Annotated in this window: 21 protein-coding genes; 1 reads left to right on the forward strand and 20 read right to left on the reverse strand. The window is 39.2% G+C overall.

Annotated elements, in window-relative coordinates; all coding sequences use genetic code 11:
* Positions 1 to 231 precede the first annotated feature (231 nt).
* Both CXF64_RS05580 and CXF64_RS05585 read right to left on the reverse strand, forming a co-directional pair.
* Positions 232 to 2025: a choice-of-anchor I family protein gene (locus CXF64_RS05580; protein WP_101216548.1), complete on the reverse strand. Its 1794-nt coding sequence runs from the start codon at positions 2023 to 2025 to the stop codon at positions 232 to 234.
* An 83-nt stretch (positions 2026 to 2108) separates the two neighbouring features.
* Positions 2109 to 3338, reverse strand: coding sequence for an acyltransferase family protein (locus CXF64_RS05585; RefSeq protein ID WP_101216549.1), 1230 nt, complete (start codon positions 3336 to 3338; stop codon positions 2109 to 2111).
* A gap of 144 nt (positions 3339 to 3482) precedes the next feature.
* Here CXF64_RS05585 and CXF64_RS05590 point away from each other — a divergent pair, with 144 nt between their 5' ends.
* Positions 3483 to 4325 (forward strand): LytR/AlgR family response regulator transcription factor, encoded by an 843-nt coding sequence (locus CXF64_RS05590; protein WP_101216550.1) that lies wholly within the window; start codon positions 3483 to 3485, stop codon positions 4323 to 4325.
* Between the two features lie 27 nt (positions 4326 to 4352).
* On the opposite strand, the gene glmU is transcribed toward CXF64_RS05590, so the two are convergent.
* The 18 genes from glmU to yidD form a co-directional block, all read right to left on the reverse strand.
* Complete coding sequence (glmU, locus tag CXF64_RS05595) at positions 4353 to 5711, reverse strand: bifunctional UDP-N-acetylglucosamine diphosphorylase/glucosamine-1-phosphate N-acetyltransferase GlmU (RefSeq protein WP_101216551.1); 1359 nt, start codon at positions 5709 to 5711, stop codon at positions 4353 to 4355.
* Between the two features lie 293 nt (positions 5712 to 6004).
* Positions 6005 to 6427, reverse strand: a complete 423-nt coding sequence (locus CXF64_RS05600) for a F0F1 ATP synthase subunit epsilon (protein ID WP_007377666.1) — start codon at positions 6425 to 6427, stop codon at positions 6005 to 6007.
* A 13-nt stretch (positions 6428 to 6440) separates the two neighbouring features.
* Positions 6441 to 7826 (reverse strand): F0F1 ATP synthase subunit beta, encoded by a 1386-nt coding sequence (gene atpD / locus CXF64_RS05605; protein WP_007585971.1) that lies wholly within the window; start codon positions 7824 to 7826, stop codon positions 6441 to 6443.
* A gap of 33 nt (positions 7827 to 7859) precedes the next feature.
* Positions 7860 to 8720, reverse strand: a complete 861-nt coding sequence (gene atpG, locus CXF64_RS05610; RefSeq protein ID WP_007585974.1) for a F0F1 ATP synthase subunit gamma — start codon at positions 8718 to 8720, stop codon at positions 7860 to 7862.
* Between the two features lie 60 nt (positions 8721 to 8780).
* The gene (gene atpA / locus CXF64_RS05615) at positions 8781 to 10322 is read right to left on the reverse strand and encodes a F0F1 ATP synthase subunit alpha (RefSeq protein WP_007585976.1); all 1542 of its coding nucleotides are present in this window, start codon (positions 10320 to 10322) and stop codon (positions 8781 to 8783) included.
* Between the two features lie 14 nt (positions 10323 to 10336).
* On the reverse strand, positions 10337 to 10870 hold the full coding sequence (atpH, locus tag CXF64_RS05620) for a F0F1 ATP synthase subunit delta (RefSeq protein WP_007585978.1): 534 nt from the start codon (positions 10868 to 10870) through the stop codon (positions 10337 to 10339).
* A 16-nt stretch (positions 10871 to 10886) separates the two neighbouring features.
* Positions 10887 to 11357 carry a F0F1 ATP synthase subunit B gene (gene atpF / locus CXF64_RS05625; RefSeq protein WP_004335264.1) on the reverse strand — a complete coding sequence of 157 codons (471 nt, stop codon included), beginning with the start codon at positions 11355 to 11357 and terminating at the stop codon, positions 10887 to 10889.
* A gap of 41 nt (positions 11358 to 11398) precedes the next feature.
* The gene (gene atpE, locus CXF64_RS05630) at positions 11399 to 11641 is read right to left on the reverse strand and encodes a F0F1 ATP synthase subunit C (protein ID WP_007585980.1); all 243 of its coding nucleotides are present in this window, start codon (positions 11639 to 11641) and stop codon (positions 11399 to 11401) included.
* A gap of 67 nt (positions 11642 to 11708) precedes the next feature.
* On the reverse strand, positions 11709 to 12566 hold the full coding sequence (gene atpB / locus CXF64_RS05635; RefSeq protein ID WP_024592268.1) for a F0F1 ATP synthase subunit A: 858 nt from the start codon (positions 12564 to 12566) through the stop codon (positions 11709 to 11711).
* Positions 12567 to 12581: 15 nt separating this feature from the next.
* Positions 12582 to 12962 carry an ATP synthase subunit I gene (locus CXF64_RS05640; RefSeq protein ID WP_007585983.1) on the reverse strand — a complete coding sequence of 127 codons (381 nt, stop codon included), beginning with the start codon at positions 12960 to 12962 and terminating at the stop codon, positions 12582 to 12584.
* Positions 12963 to 13104: 142 nt separating this feature from the next.
* Positions 13105 to 14028 carry a ParB/RepB/Spo0J family partition protein gene (locus CXF64_RS05645; RefSeq protein ID WP_024607965.1) on the reverse strand — a complete coding sequence of 308 codons (924 nt, stop codon included), beginning with the start codon at positions 14026 to 14028 and terminating at the stop codon, positions 13105 to 13107.
* A 20-nt stretch (positions 14029 to 14048) separates the two neighbouring features.
* Positions 14049 to 14834, reverse strand: a complete 786-nt coding sequence (locus CXF64_RS05650) for a ParA family protein (protein WP_004335235.1) — start codon at positions 14832 to 14834, stop codon at positions 14049 to 14051.
* Positions 14835 to 14848: 14 nt separating this feature from the next.
* Entirely contained in the window at positions 14849 to 15469 is a 621-nt protein-coding gene (rsmG, locus tag CXF64_RS05655) for a 16S rRNA (guanine(527)-N(7))-methyltransferase RsmG (protein ID WP_101216552.1), read from the reverse strand.
* 15 nt (positions 15470 to 15484) lie between these two features.
* A complete protein-coding gene (gene mnmG, locus CXF64_RS05660; RefSeq protein WP_007585991.1) occupies positions 15485 to 17374 on the reverse strand; it encodes a tRNA uridine-5-carboxymethylaminomethyl(34) synthesis enzyme MnmG in 1890 nt (629 codons plus the stop codon).
* A gap of 428 nt (positions 17375 to 17802) precedes the next feature.
* On the reverse strand, positions 17803 to 18252 hold the full coding sequence (mioC, locus tag CXF64_RS05665; RefSeq protein ID WP_024591277.1) for an FMN-binding protein MioC: 450 nt from the start codon (positions 18250 to 18252) through the stop codon (positions 17803 to 17805).
* 1104 nt (positions 18253 to 19356) lie between these two features.
* Entirely contained in the window at positions 19357 to 20721 is a 1365-nt protein-coding gene (mnmE, locus tag CXF64_RS05670) for a tRNA uridine-5-carboxymethylaminomethyl(34) synthesis GTPase MnmE (protein ID WP_007584209.1), read from the reverse strand.
* A gap of 135 nt (positions 20722 to 20856) precedes the next feature.
* Positions 20857 to 22494, reverse strand: a complete 1638-nt coding sequence (gene yidC / locus CXF64_RS05675; RefSeq protein WP_024607967.1) for a membrane protein insertase YidC — start codon at positions 22492 to 22494, stop codon at positions 20857 to 20859.
* 8 nt (positions 22495 to 22502) lie between these two features.
* Positions 22503 to 22778 carry a membrane protein insertion efficiency factor YidD gene (gene yidD, locus CXF64_RS05680; protein ID WP_101216553.1) on the reverse strand — a complete coding sequence of 92 codons (276 nt, stop codon included), beginning with the start codon at positions 22776 to 22778 and terminating at the stop codon, positions 22503 to 22505.
* Positions 22779 to 22788: the final 10 nt, after the last annotated feature.

Raw genomic sequence — 22788 nt, forward strand, 5'->3', positions numbered from 1 at the left:
TGTCTCAGTGGGGTCGCATTATAGGGAGATTCGAGCGGGGGTCAATGTTTTATTTCAGCTTTTTGACAATTAAATGAATTTAGTATGAAAGCTATACAAATAAAGGGCTGCAGGATACTTTTAGTTTAAAAAACACTCATAATTTATGTATCAATTGATGATGTATTAGTAAGGTTTAAACTAAGCTGTATGTTAAACAAACAACACACAGCTTTATTTAAAATTAAAGATTTATTTAGATGCTATTTCCCATACGGCAATAGAGCCTGATATTTCATTTCCAACAATTAAGAGTGGATTTCCTGTTGCACTTTGCTCTGCTGAAACGAATACCATTCCTTCAGGTGCTAAATCGCCTGTAATATTCGCTCCTTTAATTAAGCCTCTATTATAGAAGTAGTCTTCAAATTGCACATTGTATGGATTAGTAATGTCGTAAACCATAATACCGCCCATACGTTCTAATCCAACAAAAGCAAATGTACGATCGTCAATTTTACCAATAGTCAGCGCTTCAGGCTCTGCGCCTTTATCATCTGAACGTGAGTCACCTTTGTTTTCATCTTCATTATTGTTAAATGATTCACCATGCACAGATGCTGTTATACGTGCTATATCGTCACCTGAATCAAAAACCACCAGCCCATTGCTATCCCAAATAGTAAAAGAACGTGCGCCATAGCCGTAAAGCGATTCGTATTGTCCGTCGTTATTGGTATCGCCTTTTATTGTTGTTACTTTTAAGCGACCAATATCATCATCGTCATTATTTAAGTAATCAAAATTAGTAGCAAGAGTTAAGTCTTCAACGCGGCTTTCATCTATATAAGCTAAGCAGCCATCGTCTTCATCGTAATCAAGTCCGCCCTTTGCTATACAGTCTGCTTCATTCGTTGTATCAAAAAAGTATTCTCTTGCGTCACCTTCGTTGGCAGTGACTATAAAGTTAGCGCCTTTCCAACTAAAGCTTGAGATAGTGTCGGGCTGGTACATACCATAGAGCCCTGGGTATGATTTAAAATTCACGCCGCCGTCTTTATCTGAGGCATCAAGTTGTAAGCTTGACCAATCTTTAAAGCCTAAGCCCTTTAGCTCAAGACTGTTGTCTTGTAGGTTAACTATTGCAAGTGCATTGTTTTCTTGAATAGATACATAAGCATATTTGTTATCTTTAGAAATGCTAACGTACTCGGGCTCTAAATCCATAGCTACTGTAGTATTTATTAGATTACCGTTAATAGTACGACCATTTGGGTTTGCAAAAACTACCCCTTGCGCTTCTAGTTCGGTTTGTTTGTTGTTATAGGCTTTAAAATCAATATTTATTGCTGTATCGGCTATTACATTATTTGTTATATCGATAATACTAATAGAACCTTCAGGATCTACGCTGTAGTCGCCACTTGGTTCACCTTCGTTAGCAACCACTGCCTTTGCGCCATCATGGGTGAACGTCACCATGTCTGGTAAAAATCCGACTGTAACATTTTTAATAAATACAGGTGAGTCGCCGCTTATATCGTAAAAAGCAATTTGACCTGCATCACCCGTGCTTTCAGCAGCCATTGCCACTGCAAGTAGATTGTTATTTTCATCAATAGCAATGCTGTTTGCATCGCCTTGGGTAAACTCGTTTAAAGGCAACGTAATAACGGATGTTAAATTTGTGGCGTTTATAACCCCTTCGTTATCTTTAACGAGTGCGGCAGTATCAAAGGTGTCGGCGGGTAAAATATTAACAACAGCGTCATCACCTGAACTGTTAATAGCGTAAATCCATTTTTTAGATGCTTGATATGCAACTATTTCAGCTGCACCTTCTGGGCTTTGTGCATTTAATACACCTCTACCCACAAGGTTAATATTTAATGCTGAATTGGCATTTATACCATTTAACCCATTAGTCCCACCTGTGCCTTGTTCTCCCTGTAATCCTTGAGAGCCGTTTTGGCCATCGTCACCATCAAGTGAGCAACCAGTAAGAACAGATATAAGTGACAGCGCAATAATTGATTTTTTAAACATGTAATTTTCCTTAGTATTGTATTTGCTAAATATCAACACACAGGCATGACAAGATTATGGCAGTTTTAATACAGTCCCTCAGCCTAAGTAATTAGCTTATACGCTAGCGGAGTTATTAAAATTAAAGCAGCCGTATAACCAAGAATTTTTACAGTAGGGGAATAATCTCGTTTAATTGCAACCCCTAGCAAAGGTCTAAGTACATCAATACGTGTAATACCCCATGTAATAACACCGCAAAAAGACCAAGTCCCTGTAATAATGATGAATGGTTCAGCAACAGGCCCTAAACTTAAAGGCTGTAGTAAAAAACACAAAATAATCAAAATGCTTTGATGCAATAAATAAAAGGGAAACACCCATACATTGAGCTGTTTTAAATAGTAAGTATTAAAATTTAAAAATCGGTGAGCGAACGCGAGTACAAAAAATACACCTACAACACGTTGAATATTGTAGCTAGCGCTTAAAATAAAATGAGGAAGAGTAAACACCTTCTGATAACTTAATATTATAAGTACAAACAAAACTGCAAAACTCAAAGCTAGTAATACCAAGTTTTTATTTAAGCAGTTCCAAAAGTAAGTGTTTTTGGCAAGTATGTATCCTGCGAGTAGCAGTATTAAGCCGTTAGTCTCTCTGATTGAATCGCCAGTTAAGTAATGGCTTGTAAATAGTACGGCAATAGTGAGCAAGGTAATTAAAAGCCCAAATGACATATCCCCTTTAACAAATGTTTTTAAAGGCGTAAGAAAAGGCAAGCGTGCAAAAAGAGTTAAAACGATAATGATCAGCATAAATTGCCACAACGAGCGCAAATACCATAAGTGATTTACATCCACATTCGGCCACACTCCAGACTGATAATTAATAAAAAGCGTATTGTTTGTCTCTATAAAAGCTAAATAAAATTGCCAATAGCTAATATCAATAACACCGTGCTGTGACATTTCTGCAAACAGCTGTAAAGGCACTATTAGCCATAGTCCCACCAGCAAGGGTAATAGTAAAAAAATAGAACGGTATAAGGTGAAATGTAACCAAGATTTAAAGCTGCTTACTTTATCAATCATAAAACGCAGTGCTACGCCCGAAATAAACCAAATGAGCAACATGCGCCAAGGTGAAAACACCAACATTAAATATTCAACATACTGTGATGTATAGCTACTTTTAAAATGAAATCCCCAGTTTTCGCTATACAACATGCCAATGTGATAAAAAATTAGCGACGCAAATGCGATTACCCTAAGCCAATCAAGATAATATTTACGCGAATTAACCAATGAAGGTTGTTGTACTTGAGTGCTCATGCTTTTACTACTTTATGTATGTTATGCGTTATTCATACCTAAAGCTCTCGCTAAAACTATCTATAAGTGCTTATATTACAAGCAATAGTGATAAAAGGTGGTATACAGGGATAAGCGTGCCACGTCAGCAATAAGCATACATTTATGAACCTACAGCACTTTCAACGTTTTCAAAGCATTTACGCATCAGTATTACTGTGTGCTTACGTATTAATTAATAATACAGTAAACGCTACAACCCAAATAATGGAAGCCCAAAGAGAAGGGGCTTTAACTTTTTTAATGTGGGAGCCATTTGTTTGGGAGTATTCAAGTGCCTTGAGTACTTTGCTTATATTCCCTATTTTAATTTGGTTTTTAAGACACTTATCTTTTAATTGGCAAAATATTACGGCTTCATTAGGTATGTACTTTGGTGCCTCTATTATATTTAGCGTGTTACACGTTGGTATTATGGTAGGGGTTCGTAAATTCATATATTTGTTGAATGATGGGTCTTACAACTTTGGACTTAGCTGGTTTGAGCTTATTTATGAATACCAGAAAGACGCTATAAGCTTTGTGTTTTTCATCGTACTTATCAAAGTATATCAATATGTGGTGCAGCAGTTACTAGGTGAAGCCTCTTCAATTGAAGAAAGTGAGCAGCAAACAACATTGACCATAAACCGCCTATTAGTTAAAAAGCTCGGAAAAGAATTCATTATAAAAATAGAGGATGTTGATTGGCTTGAATCGTCGGGTAATTATGTAAACCTACATATAGGCTCACGCATATATCCGTTAAGGGCAACGCTTACAGCATTAAGTAAACAACTTGAAGTACAGGGATTTTGTAGAATTCACCGCAGCCATGGCGTAAAACTCGATAAAGTGGAGTCCATTACACCACTACCCAGTGGCGACAGTGAAATAAAACTAACAACAGGTAAAGTACTTAACTTGTCTAGACGCTATAAAGAGCAATTTAAACTTCAGCTAAAATAAAAAAGGCTACCTAAGTAGCCTCTATTGTTATTTTTTAACTGGGCGTTTCCAACCCGTTAAATTACGCTGTTTAGAGCGTGCAATTGCTAATTGGTCATTTTCAACGGTACTGGTGATCACAGAGCCTGCACCAATTGTTGCAGTTGCACCTATATTTACTGGAGCAACGAGTGATGAATTAGAACCAATAAAGGCATTATCGCCAATAATAGTTTTTGCTTTGTTAACACCATCGTAGTTACAGGTAATAGTGCCAGCGCCAATATTCACTTTTTCGCCAATCTCAGCATCACCTAAATAACTTAAGTGGTTGGCTTTAGAGCCTTTACCTAGTCGGGTTTTTTTCATCTCAACAAAGTTACCAATGTGTGAGTCTTCTTCCATTACAGCGCCTGGGCGAAGGCGAGCATAAGGACCCAACGTACACTTATCTGCAACTGTGGCATCTTCAATCAGTGTATTAGCTTTAATAATAACGTTATCACCAATACTACAATTTTTTAGGACACAGTTAGGACCTATTTGTACATTATTACCAAGAGTGACTGTGCCTTCAAAAATAACGTTTACGTCGATAAGTACATCTTCACCGGTGGTAACGGTTCCTCGCACATCAATACGCGCAGGGTCAGCAAGTGTTGCGCCATTTAACATTAGCTCTTCTGCTTGCCATGCTTGGTAAGCGCGCTCTAAGCCTGCAAGTTGTACGCGGTTATTTGCGCCCTCAACTTCCATTGCATGGTCTGGCTGAGCTGAAGTGATTTCTACGCCTTCACTGTGAGCCATTGCAACGATATCTGTTAAGTAGTACTCGCCTTGTGCATTATTGTTAGATAAGTTACCTAACCATGTTTTTAATAGCTTACCGTTAACAGCCATAATGCCTGTATTTACTTCGTTAATAAGTAACTGCTCTGGGCTTGAATCTTTTTGCTCAACAATACCGACTAACTTACCGCCGGCACGAAGCATTCGACCATAGCCATTTGGGTTTACCAAATTTACCGTTAATACAGCTAAACCATTTTTAGGTGTTGCGGCTAATAAACGCTCTAGTGTTGATTGTTTTGTTAGTGGTACATCACCGTATAAAATTAATACCGTGTCTTCATCATTAACATGAGAGTTGGCTTGCGCTACTGCGTGGCCAGTACCAAGTTGTTCAGCTTGAAGTACCCAATTTACATTGTTATCGGCAAGTTGTTGTTGTAATAGTTCGCCGCCGTGTCCGTAAACTAGGTTTGTAGTCGTTGCGCCTAATGCCATCGCATTATCAATAACGTGCTGTACCATTGGTTTACCTGCAACTTTGTGCAAAACTTTAGGTAGAGCAGAGCGCATACGAGTACCTTTACCCGCAGCAAGAATAATAGTTGTTAGAGCCATTAAAACAATTTCCTTTTTTCGTTGTTTTAGCTAAATAAGTCTTATGTTTAATCAGAAGATTACGTAAATCACTTCTTGTGCAAATACTCAGTAGGTTAGTTTATTAGTACTGAATCTTGACTGAAAAACACACTTAATTGAATAGCGTTATTGTATCGAGGATTCCGGCAGGATATAAGTGTATAAGTGTATAAGTGTAGATAATATAATCTGACTAAGGTATTTAGTGTAAATACAAAAGTAACAGACACAAAAAAGCCCACTTAAAGTGGGCTTTTTAAAACCGGATAGGCTTACTTATGACGTAATTGCTGAATTACGCGTAACTGAGCAACTGCTTCTGCCAGTCGCGTAGCCGCTTGTTGATAATCAAACTCAACAGCTGACGAATTCGCCATATGTTCTTCAGCTTCACGTTTAGCTTTTTGTACAGAATCTTCATCTAAATCTTCACCACGAACCGCAGTATCTGCAAGAATCGTGATGTGATTTGGTTGAACTTCTAATGTACCGCCAGCAACATATATCACATCTTCGTGACCAAATTGCTTAACTAAACGTACCATACCAGGTTTAAGGGCAGTTAGTAGTGGAGCATGGCCTAGGTTTACACCCAGCTCGCCTTCACTACCAGATACTTGAATCGATTCAACAAGACCAGAGAACAAACTCTGCTCAGCGCTTACTACGTCAAGATGTACAGTCATAGCTGTCATACTACCCTCCTAGTTACATGCCTTTGGCTTTTTCTTGAGCTTCTTCGATAGAGCCAACCATGTAGAACGCTTGCTCTGGCATATCATCAAATTCACCGTTTAAGATGCCTTTAAAGCCAGAAATTGTATCTTTTAGTGATACGTACTTACCAGACGCGCCTGTAAACACCTCTGCCACGAAGAATGGCTGAGATAGGAAACGTTGGATTTTACGTGCACGAGATACAAGTTGCTTATCTTCGTCAGAAAGCTCGTCCATACCTAGGATTGCAATGATGTCTTTAAGTTCTTTATAACGCTGAAGAACTGTTTGAACGCCACGTGCTGTATCGTAGTGCTCTTGACCAATTACTTGTGGGTCAAGTTGACGTGAAGATGAATCAAGTGGGTCTACCGCTGGGTAGATACCAAGTGACGCGATATCACGTGAAAGTACTACTGTTGCGTCTAAGTGAGCAAAGGTAGTTGCTGGAGATGGATCCGTTAAATCATCCGCAGGTACGTATACCGCTTGGATTGATGTAATTGAACCTGTCTTAGTAGAAGCGATACGCTCTTGAAGCACACCCATTTCTTCAGCAAGTGTAGGCTGGTAACCTACCGCTGATGGCATACGACCAAGTAGTGCAGATACTTCTGTACCAGCAAGAGTATAACGGTAGATGTTATCTACGAAGAAAAGTACATCGCGACCTTCATCACGGAACTTTTCAGCCATAGTAAGACCAGTTAACGCTACGCGTAAACGGTTACCAGGAGGCTCGTTCATCTGACCGTATACAAGCGATACTTTATCAAGTACGTTTGAATCGTTCATCTCATGGTAGAAATCGTTACCCTCACGTGTACGCTCACCAACACCTGCGAATACTGAGTAGCCGCTGTGCTCGATTGCGATGTTACGGATAAGTTCCATCATGTTTACAGTTTTACCAACACCGGCACCACCGAATAAACCAACTTTACCACCTTTAGCAAACGGACATACAAGGTCGATAACCTTGATACCAGTTTCTAAAAGTTCAACTGAACTTGATTGCTCTTCGTATGAAGGTGCTGCACGGTGAATAGACATACGGTCTTCTTCGCCGATTGGACCCGCTTCATCGATTGGCTCACCAAGTACGTTCATGATACGACCAAGTGTTGCTTTACCAACTGGAACTTGAATCGATTCACCTGTATTCATAACTAAAGCACTACGACGTAAACCATCAGTAGTACCCATAGCGATAGTACGCACTACACCGCCACCTAGCTGTTGTTGAACTTCTAGAGTCAAACCAGCTAAATCGCCATCTGTTACTCTTAGTGCGTGGTATACCGCTGGCACGCTATCTTGTGGAAATTCAATATCCACAACGGCGCCGATAATTTGGACGACCTTACCTAAACTCATGTCTATTCCTCTCGTTAATCTTTACCCGAAGCATTAAACTGCTGCTGAGCCAGAACAAATCTCACTAATTTCTTGTGTGATTGCTGCTTGGCGAGCCTTGTTATAAACAAGCTGTAGCTCGTCCATAAGGTCACCTGCGTTATCAGTTGCAGCTTTCATTGCAACCATACGAGCAGCCTGTTCAGAGGCAGCATTTTCTACCACACCTTGGTATGCTTGAGACTCAATAAAGCGTACTAACAAAGACTCTAAAATAGCCTCTGGATTTGGCTCGTATAAGTAATCCCATGTGTGAGCAGATACTTCTTCTTCAGCTTTTGGCAAAGGGAGTAACTGATCTATAATTGGCTCTTGCCTCATGGTATTAACGAATTTGTTATATACCAAGAATAAACGGTCTATTTTGCCTTCAGAAAATGCATCAAGCATAACTTTTACAGGACCAATAACGTCTTGTACTGAAGGTTTATCTCCTAGGCCCGCTTTTTTAGCGAGTAGTTGACCACCAAAACGTTGAAAGAAGCCAGCTGCTTTACTACCTAAAGTAGCAAATTCAGCATCAACACCTTTTTCTTTCCACGCTTTAACATCAAGTGCAACTTTCTTAAACTCGTTTGAGTTTAGACCGCCACACAGACCACGGTCTGTAGAGATAACAATATAACCAACTCGTTTTACTTCACGATCTTTTAAGAACGGGTGAGTAAAATCAAGATTTGCTTGAGCAACACGACCAATTACTTCACGTAATTTGTCAGCGTATGGACGGCTTGAAGCAACGCGTTCTTGCGCCCTTTTCATTTTAGACGCAGCAACCATTTCCATTGCGCTAGTGATCTTTTGAGTATTTTTAATACTCCCGATCTTGCTTTTAATCTCTTTTCCGCTGGCCATGACTCTCTCTCCGAATCAAGGTGTGCTTTAGTTTCCTAAAGCGCACCATTAATAACTAAATTACCAAGTTTGCGTAGACTTGAACTTCGTTAGAAGTTCTTTAAGCTGCGCTTCGATCTCGGCATTCAAGTTACCAGTTTCATTGATTTGAGCCACAAGCTCTGCGTATGTGCTATTTGCATACGAAAGTAAAGCTGCTTCAAAGTCACCGATTTTCGCGATTTCGATGTCTTGAAGGAAGCCTTTTTCAGCAGCAAATAACGACAAAGACATATCAGCAACAGACATTGGCGCGTACTGTTTCTGCTTCATTAGCTCTGTTACACGCTCACCATGCTCAAGTTGAGCACGAGTTGCATCATCAAGGTCAGACGCGAACTGCGAGAACGCAGCTAATTCACGGTACTGAGCTAGGGCTAGACGAATACCGCCACCTAGTTTCTTAACGATTTTAGTTTGTGCAGCACCACCAACACGCGATACCGAGATACCAGCATTTACTGCCGGACGGATACCTGAGTTGAATAAGTCAGTTTCTAAGAAGATCTGACCATCGGTGATAGAGATAACGTTAGTCGGTACGAACGCAGAAACGTCGCCGCCTTGAGTTTCAATGATTGGCAATGCCGTCAATGAACCAGTTTTACCTTTCACTTCACCATTAGTGAACTTTTCAACGTAATCTGCGTTTACACGCGATGCACGCTCTAAAAGACGAGAGTGAAGGTAGAATACGTCACCTGGGTATGCTTCACGGCCTGGTGGACGCTTAAGTAGTAATGAAATTTGACGGTAAGCAACTGCTTGCTTAGACAAATCATCATATACGATTAATGCGTTTTCACCACGGTCACGGAAGTATTCACCCATAGTACAGCCCGCGAACGGTGCTAAGTACTGAAGTGCCGCAGATTCAGAAGCAGATGCAACAACTACGATAGTATTTGCTAATGCACCATGCTCTTCTAATTTACGAACTACGTTTGCAATAGTAGATGCTTTTTGACCAATCGCAACGTACACACACTTAACGCCTGTGTCTTTTTGATTGATGATTGCATCGATTGCTAGTGCAGTTTTACCTGTTTGGCGGTCACCAATGATAAGTTCACGTTGACCACGACCAACTGGAATCATCGCATCAATAGATTTATAACCAGTTTGAACTGGCTCATCTACAGATTTACGCTCGATTACACCTGGTGCAATTTTTTCTACAGGTTCAAACCCGTCGTTATCTAGAGCGCCTTTACCATCGATTGGAGCACCTAGTGTGTTTACAACACGACCAAGTAAACCAGGACCAACAGGAACTTCTAAAATACGACCAGTTGTATATACTTTTACGCCTTCAGTAAGGTCAGCGTACGGACCCATTACTACTGCACCAATTGAGTCGCGCTCAAGGTTTAGTGCGATAGCATAACGGCTGCCAGGAAGCTCAATCATTTCACCTTGCATACAGTCAGCAAGACCGTGGATGCGGATGATACCGTCAGTAACAGATACAATAGTACCTTCGTTACGAGCTTCACTTACAACTTCGAACTTCTCAATACGTTGTTTGATCAGATCTGAAATTTCAGTGGAATTAAGTTGCATGCTCTTTTTCCCAATTACGATTGTAGTGTTGTAGCTAAGCGGTTTAATTTACCGCGAATAGTACCGTCGATTACAGTGTCGCCAGACCTAATAATAAGTCCACCAACCACTGACGCGTCTTCACTACAATTCAGCTTAACTTTGCGTGCGAAACGTTTTTCAAGTGCCGCTACCAATGACTCTTGTTGCGCAGCAACAAGAGGAGTTGCAGAAATCACATCTACTTCGATTTCTTTATCGTATTCTGCTTTAAATTCAGCAAATAACTGTGCAACTTCAGGTAGAGCTGTCAAACGTCCATTTTCAGCCATCACCTTAACTAGGTTCTGACCTTGTTCGTTGAGCTGCTCAGCACAAAGTTGAATAAATAATTCAGCTTGTGCAGTAGCTGTAGGCATACTCGCTAAAACAGACGATGCTTGCTCATTGCTGGCTACATGGCCTGCAAAGAACAACATATCATTCCAGCTTTCTAGAGTGCCTTTCTCAACGGCAAGTTCAAAAGCCGCTTTAGCGTATGGGCGAGCGATAGTAGTCAAATTAGACATGCTCATACCCTCCTAATTACAGCTCAGCGACAAGTTTTTCAACGATGTCACTATGTGCGGCTTGATTAATTTCACGCTCTAAAATACGTTCTGCGCCAATCACTGCCAGAGTTGCTACTTGCTTACGTAGTTCTTCTGTTATGCGATTACGTTCAGACTCAACTTCAGAGTGCCCTTGAGCAATGATACTTTCACGCTCTTGTTGACCACGAAGTGTTTCTTCGTCAACAATTAGCACTGCACGCTTTTTAGCTTGATCAATGATATCAGCCGCTTGAGCTTTTGCATCTTTAAGCTGTTCAGCAGCTTTCTTTTGCGCAAGTTCTAAGTCTTTTTCGGCTCTATCAGAGGCAGCTAAACCATCTTCGATTTTTTTCTGGCGAGCTTCAATTGCACCGTTTAGTGGTGGCCATACGTATTTCATACAAAATAATACGAACACCGTAAACGCAATCAATTCACCGATAAGAGTGGCGTTTAAATTCACAACCGCTCCTCCTTAAATAGTAAGCTGTTCAAAGAATAAAATTAAAGTACGAACAACAATACCATAGCGATACCAACACCAATCATTGCTACAGCATCGATTAGACCAGCAAGAATAAACATCTTAACTTGTAGCGAAGGTGCAAGCTCAGGTTGACGCGCACATGCTTCAAGGAATTTACCGCCCATGTTACCAAAACCGATTGCTGTGCCGATTGCACCAAAACCGATTAGTAAAGCTACTGCGATGTATTTTAAGCCTGTTAATAATTCTAAAGCTTCCATTTATTTCTCCAAAGTTTCAATTGTAAAGTTAAAAGTAAAAGTAAAAGTAAAATTGTAAATCTAAAAATTAGTGATTATCTGAACTTGCCATGCTTAGGTATACAATCGTAAGCATCATGAATAAGAATGCTTGCAATGTAATAACTAGAATGTGGAATACAGCCCAAACAAAGTGCAACGGTAGTTGCATAAAACCGATAGCGCCGATCAAGATGAAAATCAACTCACCAGCATATAAGTTACCAAACAAACGTAGTGCTAATGAAAACGGTTTAGAAACGAGTGCAATCAGTTCAAGTAATAGGTTAAATGGTATCAAAATAATTTGAACGAACACGTTATTTGAGTTGAACGGATGAAGCGTTAACTCTTTAATAAACCCGCCAATACCTTTTATTTTGATTGAAAAGCCAACCATTAGTATAAATACACCCAGCGCTAGCGCTGAAGTCATATTAATGTCAGTCGTTGGTACAATTTTCATGTACACATCGTGTGAATCCATACCAAATGCAGTCTCACCAACGAAACCTGCAAATGCTGGAAGGAAATCAACTGGTATTAAATCCATTAAGTTCATTAAGAACACCCAAACGAAAATCGTTAAGGCTAATGGTGCAATAAGCTTGCTTTTACCATGGAAAGTATCGCGTACGTTGTCACCAACAAATTCTACGATTATTTCAATAAAACACTGAAATTTTCCAGGTACACCTAGTGTTGATTTTTTAGCGGCACTACGAAAGATCCATAAAAATATAAGACCTAAACCGATAGACCATGCAAGGGTATCTATATGCCATGTCCAGAATCCACTGTCCGTACATGCTTTATTGAAGGCGAGACCTGTATCGGTCGAACACATCTTAGCATTGGTCAAATGGTGCTGGATATGGCCAGATAGAGTAACTTCTTCTGCTGCCATGTTATATCCCAAAAGTTAATGTTTAAAAAAAACGGGTGCGAACAATCCAGTAAAGAGCGCCAGTATATAAGTACTAAAAAAGGGCAATAAAATTACCGGAAAATGCTTCAGTACTAGCGCAAACAATACAATTGTTAGCATAAACTTTAATCCGTTGCCGCGTTTCAACGAGGCATACGCTTGATTTGCTCGACTTGCACCCATATATCTGAATGCATAGAGTGCAAATACAAAGTGCGGAAGTACTGCTACAGCTCCACCAGCGAGTGATGAAAGCGAGGCATTGACTCCCGAACTAAAAAAAATAATTACAGCAGCAACTAATGCTACAACACCCTGAAGGCAAATTAACTTTAATACGGCAAGTCGATATGGACTCGCTAACTTATCAGTCACGTTTAGTTAACCTTTATTGCGTTCTAATTGTTAGGGTGTGAAAACTGGCGAAATTATACTTAATCCTGCCAGTTTTGCAACTTGAGTAGATGCTTTGTAACACGAAATAGCTACAAATGTCCCTTTTTAGACATGTAGAAAACTAATGGTGGGTATTGTCGTGATTGATACGATTTAAAATGCCGTCAAGTTCATCTAGGTTAGTATACGAAATAACCAGTTTACCTTTGCCTTTTTTATTGTAGTTAATCTCTACTTTAGCACCTAGATTTTCAGCGAGTTGTTGTTCTAACTGCTTAACATCTGGATCTTTTTCGGTTATTTCTTTAGCAGGTAAAGGTTCTAAAATTGAACGTACGAGCTTTTCAGTTTCTCGAACTGTTAATGCTTTAGCTACAGCTAAACGAGCAGCATCTGACTGCGCTTCACCTTCAAGGGCTAACAGGCAACGAGCATGGCCCATTTCAATATCGCCATGTTCTAACAGAATTTTTACATCACTATTTAAGTTATTTAAACGCAGTAAATTAGTTACAGTCGTACGTGATTTACCCACTGCATCTGCTACTTGCTGATGTGTTAATTCAAATTCTATTAGTAAACGATTAAGTGCAACTGCTTCTTCCATAGCATTTAAATCTTCACGCTGAATATTTTCTATCAGTGCAATCGCAACGGCAGCTTCATCAGGTACATCTTTAATAATACAAGGCACTGTTTCAAGCTTAGCTATTTGCGCTGCGCGCCAACGACGCTCACCAGCAATAATTTCAAAGCTATTGTGTGCAATAGGGCGCACAACAATAGGTTGAATAATACCTTGTGAGCGAATAGAACTAGCAAGCTCTTCTAGCGCCTCTTCAGACATGTCTTTACGAGGTTGGTATTTACCAGAGTGTAAAAACTCTATTGGGAGTTTTTGTAATTCACTATTATTAGCCGCGGCATTTTGCACAGCCTCAGAAACGTTTGATGTGTCTTGTTCCTTGCTTGGGCTTGGTGCAGGCTTTGACGAACTTAAAAGTGCATCGAGTCCTCGGCCTAAACCTCGTTTTTTAGCAGACATGTTATTTTTTTACCTCAAAGTTAGGCGACAACGGACGCTGTTTTTTCTTTTCTGCGTAACATTTCACCAGCGAGTGCTAAATATGCTTTAGCGCCACTTGATGCCCGGTCATAGTACATAGCAGGAGTACCAAAACTAGGTGCTTCAGCTAAACGAACATTACGCGGGATCACCGTACGGTATACTTTATCGCCAAAATGTTGTTTTAATTGTTCTGATACATCATTTGCCAAACGGTTACGCGGGTCGTACATAGTACGAAGTATGCCTTCAATTTGTAAGCTAGGATTCACTAACTTAGCAAGCTGCGTAATCGTATCCATTAATGCGGTTAACCCTTCAAGTGCATAATACTCACACTGCATTGGCACTAAAATAGAATCAGCTGCGGCCATTGCATTAACAGTTAACATATTTAGAGAGGGTGGACAGTCGATAAAAATAAATTCGTACTGGTCCTGAATTTTTTCAAGTGCATTACGTAAACGCACTTCACGGGCAAATAATTCCATCAATTTAACTTCTGCAGCGGTTACATCACCGTTTGCAGCAATCATATGGTATTCGCCAGACGTTTCTTTAATGATAACGTCTTCTATAGGTTTATCTTCAATAAGTAGGTCGTAAATAGTTGGCACGTCGCCATACTTATCTACGCCACTACCCATAGTCGCATTACCTTGCGGATCGAGATCAATTAACAGCACTTTACGTTTCGTTGCAGCCATAGACGCAGCGAGGTTAACAGCGGTTGTAGTTTTACCCACTCCACCTTTTTGATTTGCTAATGCGATGACTTTTGCCACGGTGTCTCTGATCCCTAGTCTTTAGAAAGAATAATTAAATGTCGTTGTGCATCTAACTTAGGTACTTCTAATGCAATTTTTTGCTCAAACTTAACGCCTACAGGTAGTGACTCTAGCTCTTCGCTAGGGAACACGCCTTTAAGTGCTATAAATTTACCCGAATGATCGATTAAGTGCGAACACCAGTCAACCATATCTTGTAATGAAGCAAAAGCACGACTTAGTACGCCGTCTAATTTAACACTTGGTTGATATTCTTCAACTCTTGACTGAACCGGGGTTACATTATTAAGACCAAGCTCATGTTTAACATGCATTAAAAATCGTACACGTTTACCTAAGCTATCTAATAACACAAAATGTGTATTAGGTAATGCAATTGCTAATACGATACCCGGTAATCCAGGACCCGTTCCAACATCAATATAATGATGACCGGGTAAGTGAGGCGCAACAACTAAGCTATCCATTATATGCTTAATCATCATTTCTTCAGGTAAGCGTACTGAGGTTAAGTTATAAGCCTTATTCCACTTATTCAATAACTCGACGTAACGAACTAGCTGTTGCTGTTGTTTTTCTGTTAGCGCAATATCAGTTTGCGCTAACAATGTAGTTAATTGTTGCTGTAACACTATGTACCCTTACCGTTACGCGGATTTGCGTAATAAGCCTTGCTTCTTCAGATACACTAATAATAGCGAAATCGCCGCTGGGGTGATACCAGAAATACGCGATGCTTGACCAATAGTGTCAGGACGCGACTCAATAAGCTTGGCAACTACCTCATTTGACAAACCAGATACGGTTTTATAATCAAACTCTTTTGGTAAAATTGTTTGCTCATGACGAAGCTGTTTGTTGATCTCATCTTGTTGACGCGCAATATAACCTGCGTACTTAGTATGGATCTCAACTTGTTCAAGTGCCGCTTTGTTTGTAAATTCAGATCCTAATCCTTCTATAGCCATAAGATCGTTATAACGAATCTCTGGGCGACGAAGTAATTCTTCTAAACTTGCTTCACGTGTAAGCGGTGTTTTCAGTAATGCATTTACTTGATCTACAACGGCGTGATCTTTATGAATCCACGTATCTTTAATGCGTTGCTTCTCTTTTTCGATTACTTCCATTTTTTCGTTAAATGCCTGCCAGCGTTCGTCATTAACTAAACCCAGCTCACGGCCTTTTTCAGTTAAACGAATATCAGCATTATCTTCACGAAGTAATAAACGGTATTCGGCACGACTGGTAAACATGCGGTATGGTTCTTTTGTACCCAGTGTTGCTAAGTCGTCGATTAATACACCAACGTAAGCTTCATCACGACGTGGTGTCCAAGAATCTTTGCCTTGTACTTTTAGTGCAGCATTCATACCTGCAATTAAGCCTTGTGCACCCGCTTCTTCATAACCGGTAGTACCGTTAATTTGACCCGCAAAAAATAAACCTTCAATAAATTTAGTCTCTAAAGACTGTTTTAAATCACGTGGGTCAAAGTAATCATATTCAATTGCATAACCAGGTCGACAAATATGTGCATTTTCAAAACCTGTAATCGATTGCACAATTTCAAGCTGTACGTCAAACGGTAAACTAGTCGAAATACCATTTGGGTATAATTCGTATGATGTTAAACCTTCAGGCTCAACAAATATTTGATGTTTATCTTTATCTGCAAAACGAACAATTTTATCTTCAATTGAAGGGCAGTAGCGTGGACCAATACCTTCAATAACACCTGAGTACATAGGTGAGCGATGTAAGTTTTTACGAATAACATCATGTGTCTTTTCGTTTGTGTAAGTTATGTAACACGGTATCTGTTGTGGGTGATCTGATTGTTTACCCATAAACGAAAACACAGGTGTTGGTGTATCACCCGGCTGTGCTTCCATTTTTGTAAAATCAACAGTACGTGCATCAATACGTGGCGGTGTACCTGTTTTTAAACGATCAACTCTAAATGGATGTTCACGTAAGCGATCAGCTAAAGCGATTGAAGGAGGATCGCCTGCACGACCGCCTTTATAATTTTCTAAACCAATATGAATTAAGCCGCCTAAAAAAGTACCCACGGTTAAAACAACACTTGGTGCACTAAAACGTAAACCCATTTGAGTTACTACGCCAGTAACACGATCGTTTTCAACAATAAGATCATCACATGATTGTTGAAAAATCTTAAGGTTATCTTGATTCTGTAATGTTGTTTGAATAGCCGCTTTGTACAAAGCGCGATCTGCTTGTGCTCGAGTAGCACGAACAGCAGGTCCTTTTGAAGAATTTAGTGTACGAAATTGGATCCCGCCTTTATCAATGGCCTGTGCCATTGCACCACCAAGTGCGTCGATTTCTTTTACCAAATGACCTTTGCCAATCCCACCAATTGCTGGGTTGCAAGACATTTGACCAAGGGTATCCATATTGTGAGTCAGTAGCAGGGTATTCATCCCCATACGGGCAGCTGCTAATGCGGCTTCAGTGCCAGCATGTCCACCACCTACTACGATAACGTCAAAATTTTCGTGAAAAATCATTAATGGGATCCTACTTAAATCAAACCGGTAAACTTCAAAAGGGAGCGTATTCTACCTAGAAATTGGCAGAAGATAAATGATTAAACAAAGGGCAAGATCTAAGTATGTGATCTCTAATAATATAAAGGATCTTTTAAAGAGATCTTTTATTACTATTACTACTACTGATCGACTTTTCTGTTGATAAGGTTTAGATCTTCATTTAAAACATGAAATTAGATCAGATCTAAAGGTGTTAATATGATCGGATCATCCAGCAAATAAGCTCTGATCAAAAAGGCACTTTATGCACAGGGTTGAATCAGTTAGATCTTATCCAATGGATAAGCATGCTTTAAAACGCAGTTTATTCAATCTTTATCCACAAAACCTATTAAATTATTAGTAAATTGTGGGTAACTTTATATATAACTTTTTACTTGATCTATCTATTTTATGCCTGTTTGAGCTATCCAAGAGTCTAACCATGTTAATGCAGTGTCTTCTGGTAGTGCTTCATCGAGAATATTAAGCTCTAAACGTTCTGCTACTTTTATAGCGCCTTTTTGAGTTAATAAGGCATCTATATTACGTCCTGCTAGGTTATAAGTGTCATAACTAGTATCGCCTAAAGCGATTACTGAATATTTTAATTCAGATAAATCATCTGCTTGAGTTACATCTTCAACAAAACTAATAAGATTTTCAGGGTAATCACCTGCACCATAAGTTGATGTGCAGATTAACCAAATGGTATTTTGCTGATCAATATCGCTAAATTCAGGTTGATCATGTAGTTGCGTAGTAATACCAAGGTTATTAAGCGCGTCGCTTAATTGCTCTGCAACATACTCGGCTGATCCCATTTGGCTGCCGACAATAAGATTTACTGAACTCATGAATATTAGTGATCACATTGGTTTTAATTGCCGCCTATGATAACTGAGTGAGGATAACAGTAAAGTTAAGAGTGCTTTTTTGTATAACTATTTTTGCGGTAATTTTACACTCATTCAAAATTGTGTCTTTAAGTTGTTGATAATATGATGTTTAACAAATTATCTTTAAATGTAATCTTCTGATCAAGTTGTTGATAACAGTGGGGAAAGCTCTGCTTAAACTGTTTTTTCAGGTTGTTTTATATTCGCTAAGTTATTGATATTACTTGTCAGTAAAAAATTAATTGTAAATATCCCAATTAAAAATACATGTTGATCATAATGTGGATATAAAGCCTGTTGATAACCTTAAATTTAGATCGAAAATAATTTTTAAAAATGATCTAATAAAGCAGATCTAATGAAATTAATTAAAAATAAGTTCATAAATAGATAAATTTCAATTGATCATGAGGTTTTTGCGGCTGATTTACCTAGTTTTGGTATTTATTTGAGCTGAAAATTAGGTATTGTGGATAAGTGATCTCGGTATTTTTAATTTTATGCGAATTTAGAGCTGCTATTTTTATTAATTTTGCTGGTGGAGTTAGCAGATCAAAAGTTTTGAATACTTAGCAGTTGAGTTATTTTATTTAAAAATCACAGTGATCATCAAATTATATGTTGTCAAAAGTAAGCTTTTTAGAGTGCTAATCAGTGTTTTTTAGCTCTTTAATTGAGCGAATAGCATCATTTTTTGCGTGTATGAGGTGTGTTTTAGTGCATTTTTGTGCGCTAAAGTAAGTATAAGGAAGCCATTTATAACTACTTTTTGTATGACATATAATGCTATTAAAGCGTGCGGTTGTTTAAAAATGTATCGATTTTAACCTTAATAATAGGTGTGATTTGTGCTATTAATTCCTCAATAAGTACTCTCATTATTGTCTACTCTATATAATCAGACCTCTCTTGGCACGTAATAAAGGTAGTTTTGGATATGATTTTATTGGCAGTAATTTGCAGACATCAGGTGTATAAATACATATTTTACAGCAGAATATTTTACATAAAAAAAGAGCACCTAAGTGCTCTTATAATAAAAATATATCTGTAATAGGGTGTTTATTTACCAATACAAAACGAGCTAAATATTTTGCCAAGTAAGTCGTCTGAGGTAAATTCACCGGTTATTTCATTCAAATACTGCTGTGTTAAACGCAGTTCTTCAGCGAGTATTTCACCAGCAATGTGCATTTCTAATTGTGTTTTACCCGTTTCTAAATGATACGCAGCACTTTCTAGTGCATCTAAATGACGACGGCGCGCCATAAAGCCACCTTCTGTTGCGCCTTGAAAGCCTATACAAGCTTTTAAATGCTCGCGAACAAGTTCAATACCGTCAGCATTTTTAGCACTTAAGCTGATGACCGGGTATTGTTGCTCTTGCTCCATTCCGACTATGTCGCCCGATAAATCAGCTTTATTTCTGATGACCGTAACCCCCATACCTTCTGGTAATTTTGCCATAAATTCAGGCCAAATTTTGTGCGGGTCAGTATCTATAGTATCAGTGCCATCAAGCATAAATAAAACGCGGTCGGCTTGGTTTATTTCATCCCATGCACGCTCAATACCTATTTGTTCTACTCTGTCTGGGCTTTCGCGTAGGCCTGCTGTATCTATAATATGCAGTGGCATACCATCTATATGTATATGTTCTCGTAGTACGTCGCGAGTGGTACCGGCTATTTCTGTTACGATTGCGGCTTCACGACCGGCTAGAGCGTTAAGCAGGCTTGATTTACCCGCATTAGGGCGACCTGCAATAACAACACGCATACCTTCGCGCATGATGCTGCCTTGCTTGGCTTGGTTGGTTACAGTGTTAAGCTGAGTAATAATCGCGTCTAAGTCGCCTGACACTTTACCATCTGATAAAAAATCAATTTCTTCATCAGGAAAATCTATTGCCGCTTCTACATACATACGTAAGTGAATTACTTTTTCTACGAGTGTTTCTATGTGCTTAGAAAATTCACCTTGGAGAGACTGTAGGGCGCTTTTAGCGGCTTGCTCGCTCGTAGCATTAATTAAGTCGGCGATGGCTTCTGCTTGTGTTAAATCAAGCTTGTCATTCATAAATGCGCGCTCAGAAAACTCACCAGGCTTTGCTAAACGAACGCCCTCTATTTTACTAATTTCTTTAAGTAACATATCCAGTACTACAGGACCGCCGTGGCCTTGTAATTCAAGTACGTCTTCACCAGTAAATGAGTTAGGACCTGCAAAGTAAATGGCAATACCTTGATCAAGTTGCTCGCCAGCAAGGCTTTTAAATGGCACATAATCGGCGTAGCGAACTTTAGGTATTTTACCTACTACTTTTTCGGCGACACTTTTAGCAAGGCTACCTGAAACGCGAATAATACCAACACCACCACGTCCAGGTGCTGTTGCTTGTGCTGCAATTGTATCTTGATTGATCATGCTATTAATTTGCCAACGATGAGTAACTTTATGCCCGTATTGTAACCTATCGATTTATTTGTAGCGAATAGCTGTGGTGAAAAACAGGCAATAAAAAAGGCGACCGAAGTCGCCTTTATATAAGTAGGAGCTTAGTTAGCCTCTTACTTTAATTCCTTTCTTTTCCATGCCACGGTAGATGATTAACATCTGGACAATAGAAATAAGGTTAGACACTAACCAGTAAAGAACTAAACCAGATGGGAACCATAAGAAGAATACAGAGAAGATAACCGGCATAAAGGTCATCATTTTTTGCTGCATTGGATCAGTAACCGTCATAGGTTGTAGCTTTTGCGTCACAAACATACTCGCACCAAATAATATTGGTAATACGTAGTATGGGTCTTTCGCAGAAAGGTCCGTTAACCAAAAAATGAATTCAGCATGGCGAAGTTCAGTAGACTCTAAGAATACGTAGAACAAGGCTAAGAAAATTGGCATTTGTAGCAAAATAGGGAAACAGCCACCCATTGGGTTAACTTTTTCTTTTTTGTACATTTCCATAGTTGCTTGGCCGAACTTTTGACGGTCATCACCAAACTTTTCTTTAAGGGCTGCCATTTTAGGCTGTAGGGCACGCATTTTTGCCATTGAAGTGTATTGCGCTTTAGTAAGTGGGTACATTAACGATTTAACGATAATAGTGATGGCAATAATTGCTACACCCCAGTTACCTAAAATGCTGTGTAGCCATTTTAGCAATACAAATAAAGGTTGCGAGATAAAGAATAACCAACCGTAATCTACGGTTAGGTCTAGGTCTGGGTGAATCGCTTCAAGAATATCTGACTCTTTCGGGCCCATATAATAAGTAGCTGTTAGTGTTTGCTCACTACCAGCTTGAATATTTACAGCGGGATCTTTAGCACCAATAATAGCGGCATTACTTTTTGTAATTAAGCTATAAAGTGTATTTGATTGATCCTGCATTGGGACCCAAGCACTTACAAAGTAATGTTGAATAAAGGCAACGTAACCACCTTGTGTGCTTTTATTTAGGTTTTTATCAGCCATATCTGAAAAACTATACTTTTCGTATTTTTCTTCATCAGTACCGTATGCAGCACCTAAATAGTTTTGATCAACCATGCTACCTTTTTCTTGTACGGTACGCTTAATTTGCGTGTATAGCTGTACTTGAAGAGGTGCGCTGGTAGTGTTGTTAATTTTGTATTCTAAGCCTACGTCATACTGACCTTTTTTGAATACATACGTTTTAGTAAAACTAACACCATTACTATCAGTAAACTGAAGTGGAACGCGAAGCTCATCACCCGTTAAGGTATATGATTTTTGTTCGGTACTATAAGTAGGGCGACCATTAGCTGATCCGTCAGGGCCATTTAAACCAATTAAGCCACTTTGTGAAAAGTATTGTTTGCCACCATCAAGCTGACCAAGAAGCATATAAGGCGTGTCACTGCCTTTTGTCTCTTCGTATTGAAGAAGGTCTGTTTCAACAATGTCACCGCCTTTGGTGTCAATTTTAACTTTAAAAACGTCAGTTGTAATTTCAATAACTGAACGCTTAGCTAAAGTTGCTGAAGCAGGTAACTCTGAATCTGACGATGAAGGAATATAATCATCCGACTCTGGTGAATTTGCTTGTAGTGTTTGTGTTGTGGCACTTGGATCGACTTTAGGCTTGTTGTAATCATTATCCCATTCTTGGAACAATAAAAACGACACTAGCATTAGGCCAATTAATAAAAACGTGCGTTGCGATTCCATAACAGCTCTTATTTCTCGTGTTGGTGGTTAATATGGGTTAATTTTTCAGGAACGGGGTCGTTTCCGCCTGAATGTAAAGGATGGCATTTTAATATGCGTTTTAAAGCTAACCAACTACCTTTTACCGATCCATGCAATTTAATTGCTTGAATAGCATAACTAGAACAGGTTGGATTAAAACGACAATGCGGACCTAACAGCGGGCTAATCCACTTTTGATAACCGCGGATAAATAACACTAAACAAAAAGTTGGTAAAGCAACAAGTGGTTTAAGTAACCTCATGATGTTTATG

This window comes from Pseudoalteromonas sp. GutCa3 (genome assembly GCF_002836155.1).
In the GTDB taxonomy this organism is placed as follows: Bacteria; Pseudomonadota; Gammaproteobacteria; order Enterobacterales; family Alteromonadaceae; genus Pseudoalteromonas; species Pseudoalteromonas arctica.

Bases quoted from the DNA above. Each gene is read 5' to 3' on its own strand.
- CXF64_RS05580 (WP_101216548.1), bottom strand. From the start codon at position 2,025: ATGTTTAAAAAATCAATTATTGCGCTGTCACTTATATCTGTTCTTACT.
- CXF64_RS05585 (WP_101216549.1), bottom strand. From the start codon at position 3,338: ATGAGCACTCAAGTACAACAACCTTCATTGGTTAATTCGCGTAAATAT.
- CXF64_RS05590 (WP_101216550.1), top strand. From the start codon at position 3,483: ATGAACCTACAGCACTTTCAACGTTTTCAAAGCATTTACGCATCAGTA.
- glmU (WP_101216551.1), bottom strand. From the start codon at position 5,711: ATGGCTCTAACAACTATTATTCTTGCTGCGGGTAAAGGTACTCGTATG.
- CXF64_RS05600 (WP_007377666.1), bottom strand. From the start codon at position 6,427: ATGACAGCTATGACTGTACATCTTGACGTAGTAAGCGCTGAGCAGAGT.
- atpD (WP_007585971.1), bottom strand. From the start codon at position 7,826: ATGAGTTTAGGTAAGGTCGTCCAAATTATCGGCGCCGTTGTGGATATT.
- atpG (WP_007585974.1), bottom strand. From the start codon at position 8,720: ATGGCCAGCGGAAAAGAGATTAAAAGCAAGATCGGGAGTATTAAAAAT.
- atpA (WP_007585976.1), bottom strand. From the start codon at position 10,322: ATGCAACTTAATTCCACTGAAATTTCAGATCTGATCAAACAACGTATT.
- atpH (WP_007585978.1), bottom strand. From the start codon at position 10,870: ATGTCTAATTTGACTACTATCGCTCGCCCATACGCTAAAGCGGCTTTT.
- atpE (WP_007585980.1), bottom strand. From the start codon at position 11,641: ATGGAAGCTTTAGAATTATTAACAGGCTTAAAATACATCGCAGTAGCT.
- atpB (WP_024592268.1), bottom strand. From the start codon at position 12,566: ATGGCAGCAGAAGAAGTTACTCTATCTGGCCATATCCAGCACCATTTG.
- CXF64_RS05645 (WP_024607965.1), bottom strand. From the start codon at position 14,028: ATGTCTGCTAAAAAACGAGGTTTAGGCCGAGGACTCGATGCACTTTTA.
- mnmG (WP_007585991.1), bottom strand. From the start codon at position 17,374: ATGATTTTTCACGAAAATTTTGACGTTATCGTAGTAGGTGGTGGACAT.
- mioC (WP_024591277.1), bottom strand. From the start codon at position 18,252: ATGAGTTCAGTAAATCTTATTGTCGGCAGCCAAATGGGATCAGCCGAG.
- mnmE (WP_007584209.1), bottom strand. From the start codon at position 20,721: ATGATCAATCAAGATACAATTGCAGCACAAGCAACAGCACCTGGACGT.
- yidC (WP_024607967.1), bottom strand. From the start codon at position 22,494: ATGGAATCGCAACGCACGTTTTTATTAATTGGCCTAATGCTAGTGTCG.
- yidD (WP_101216553.1), bottom strand. From the start codon at position 22,778: ATGAGGTTACTTAAACCACTTGTTGCTTTACCAACTTTTTGTTTAGTG.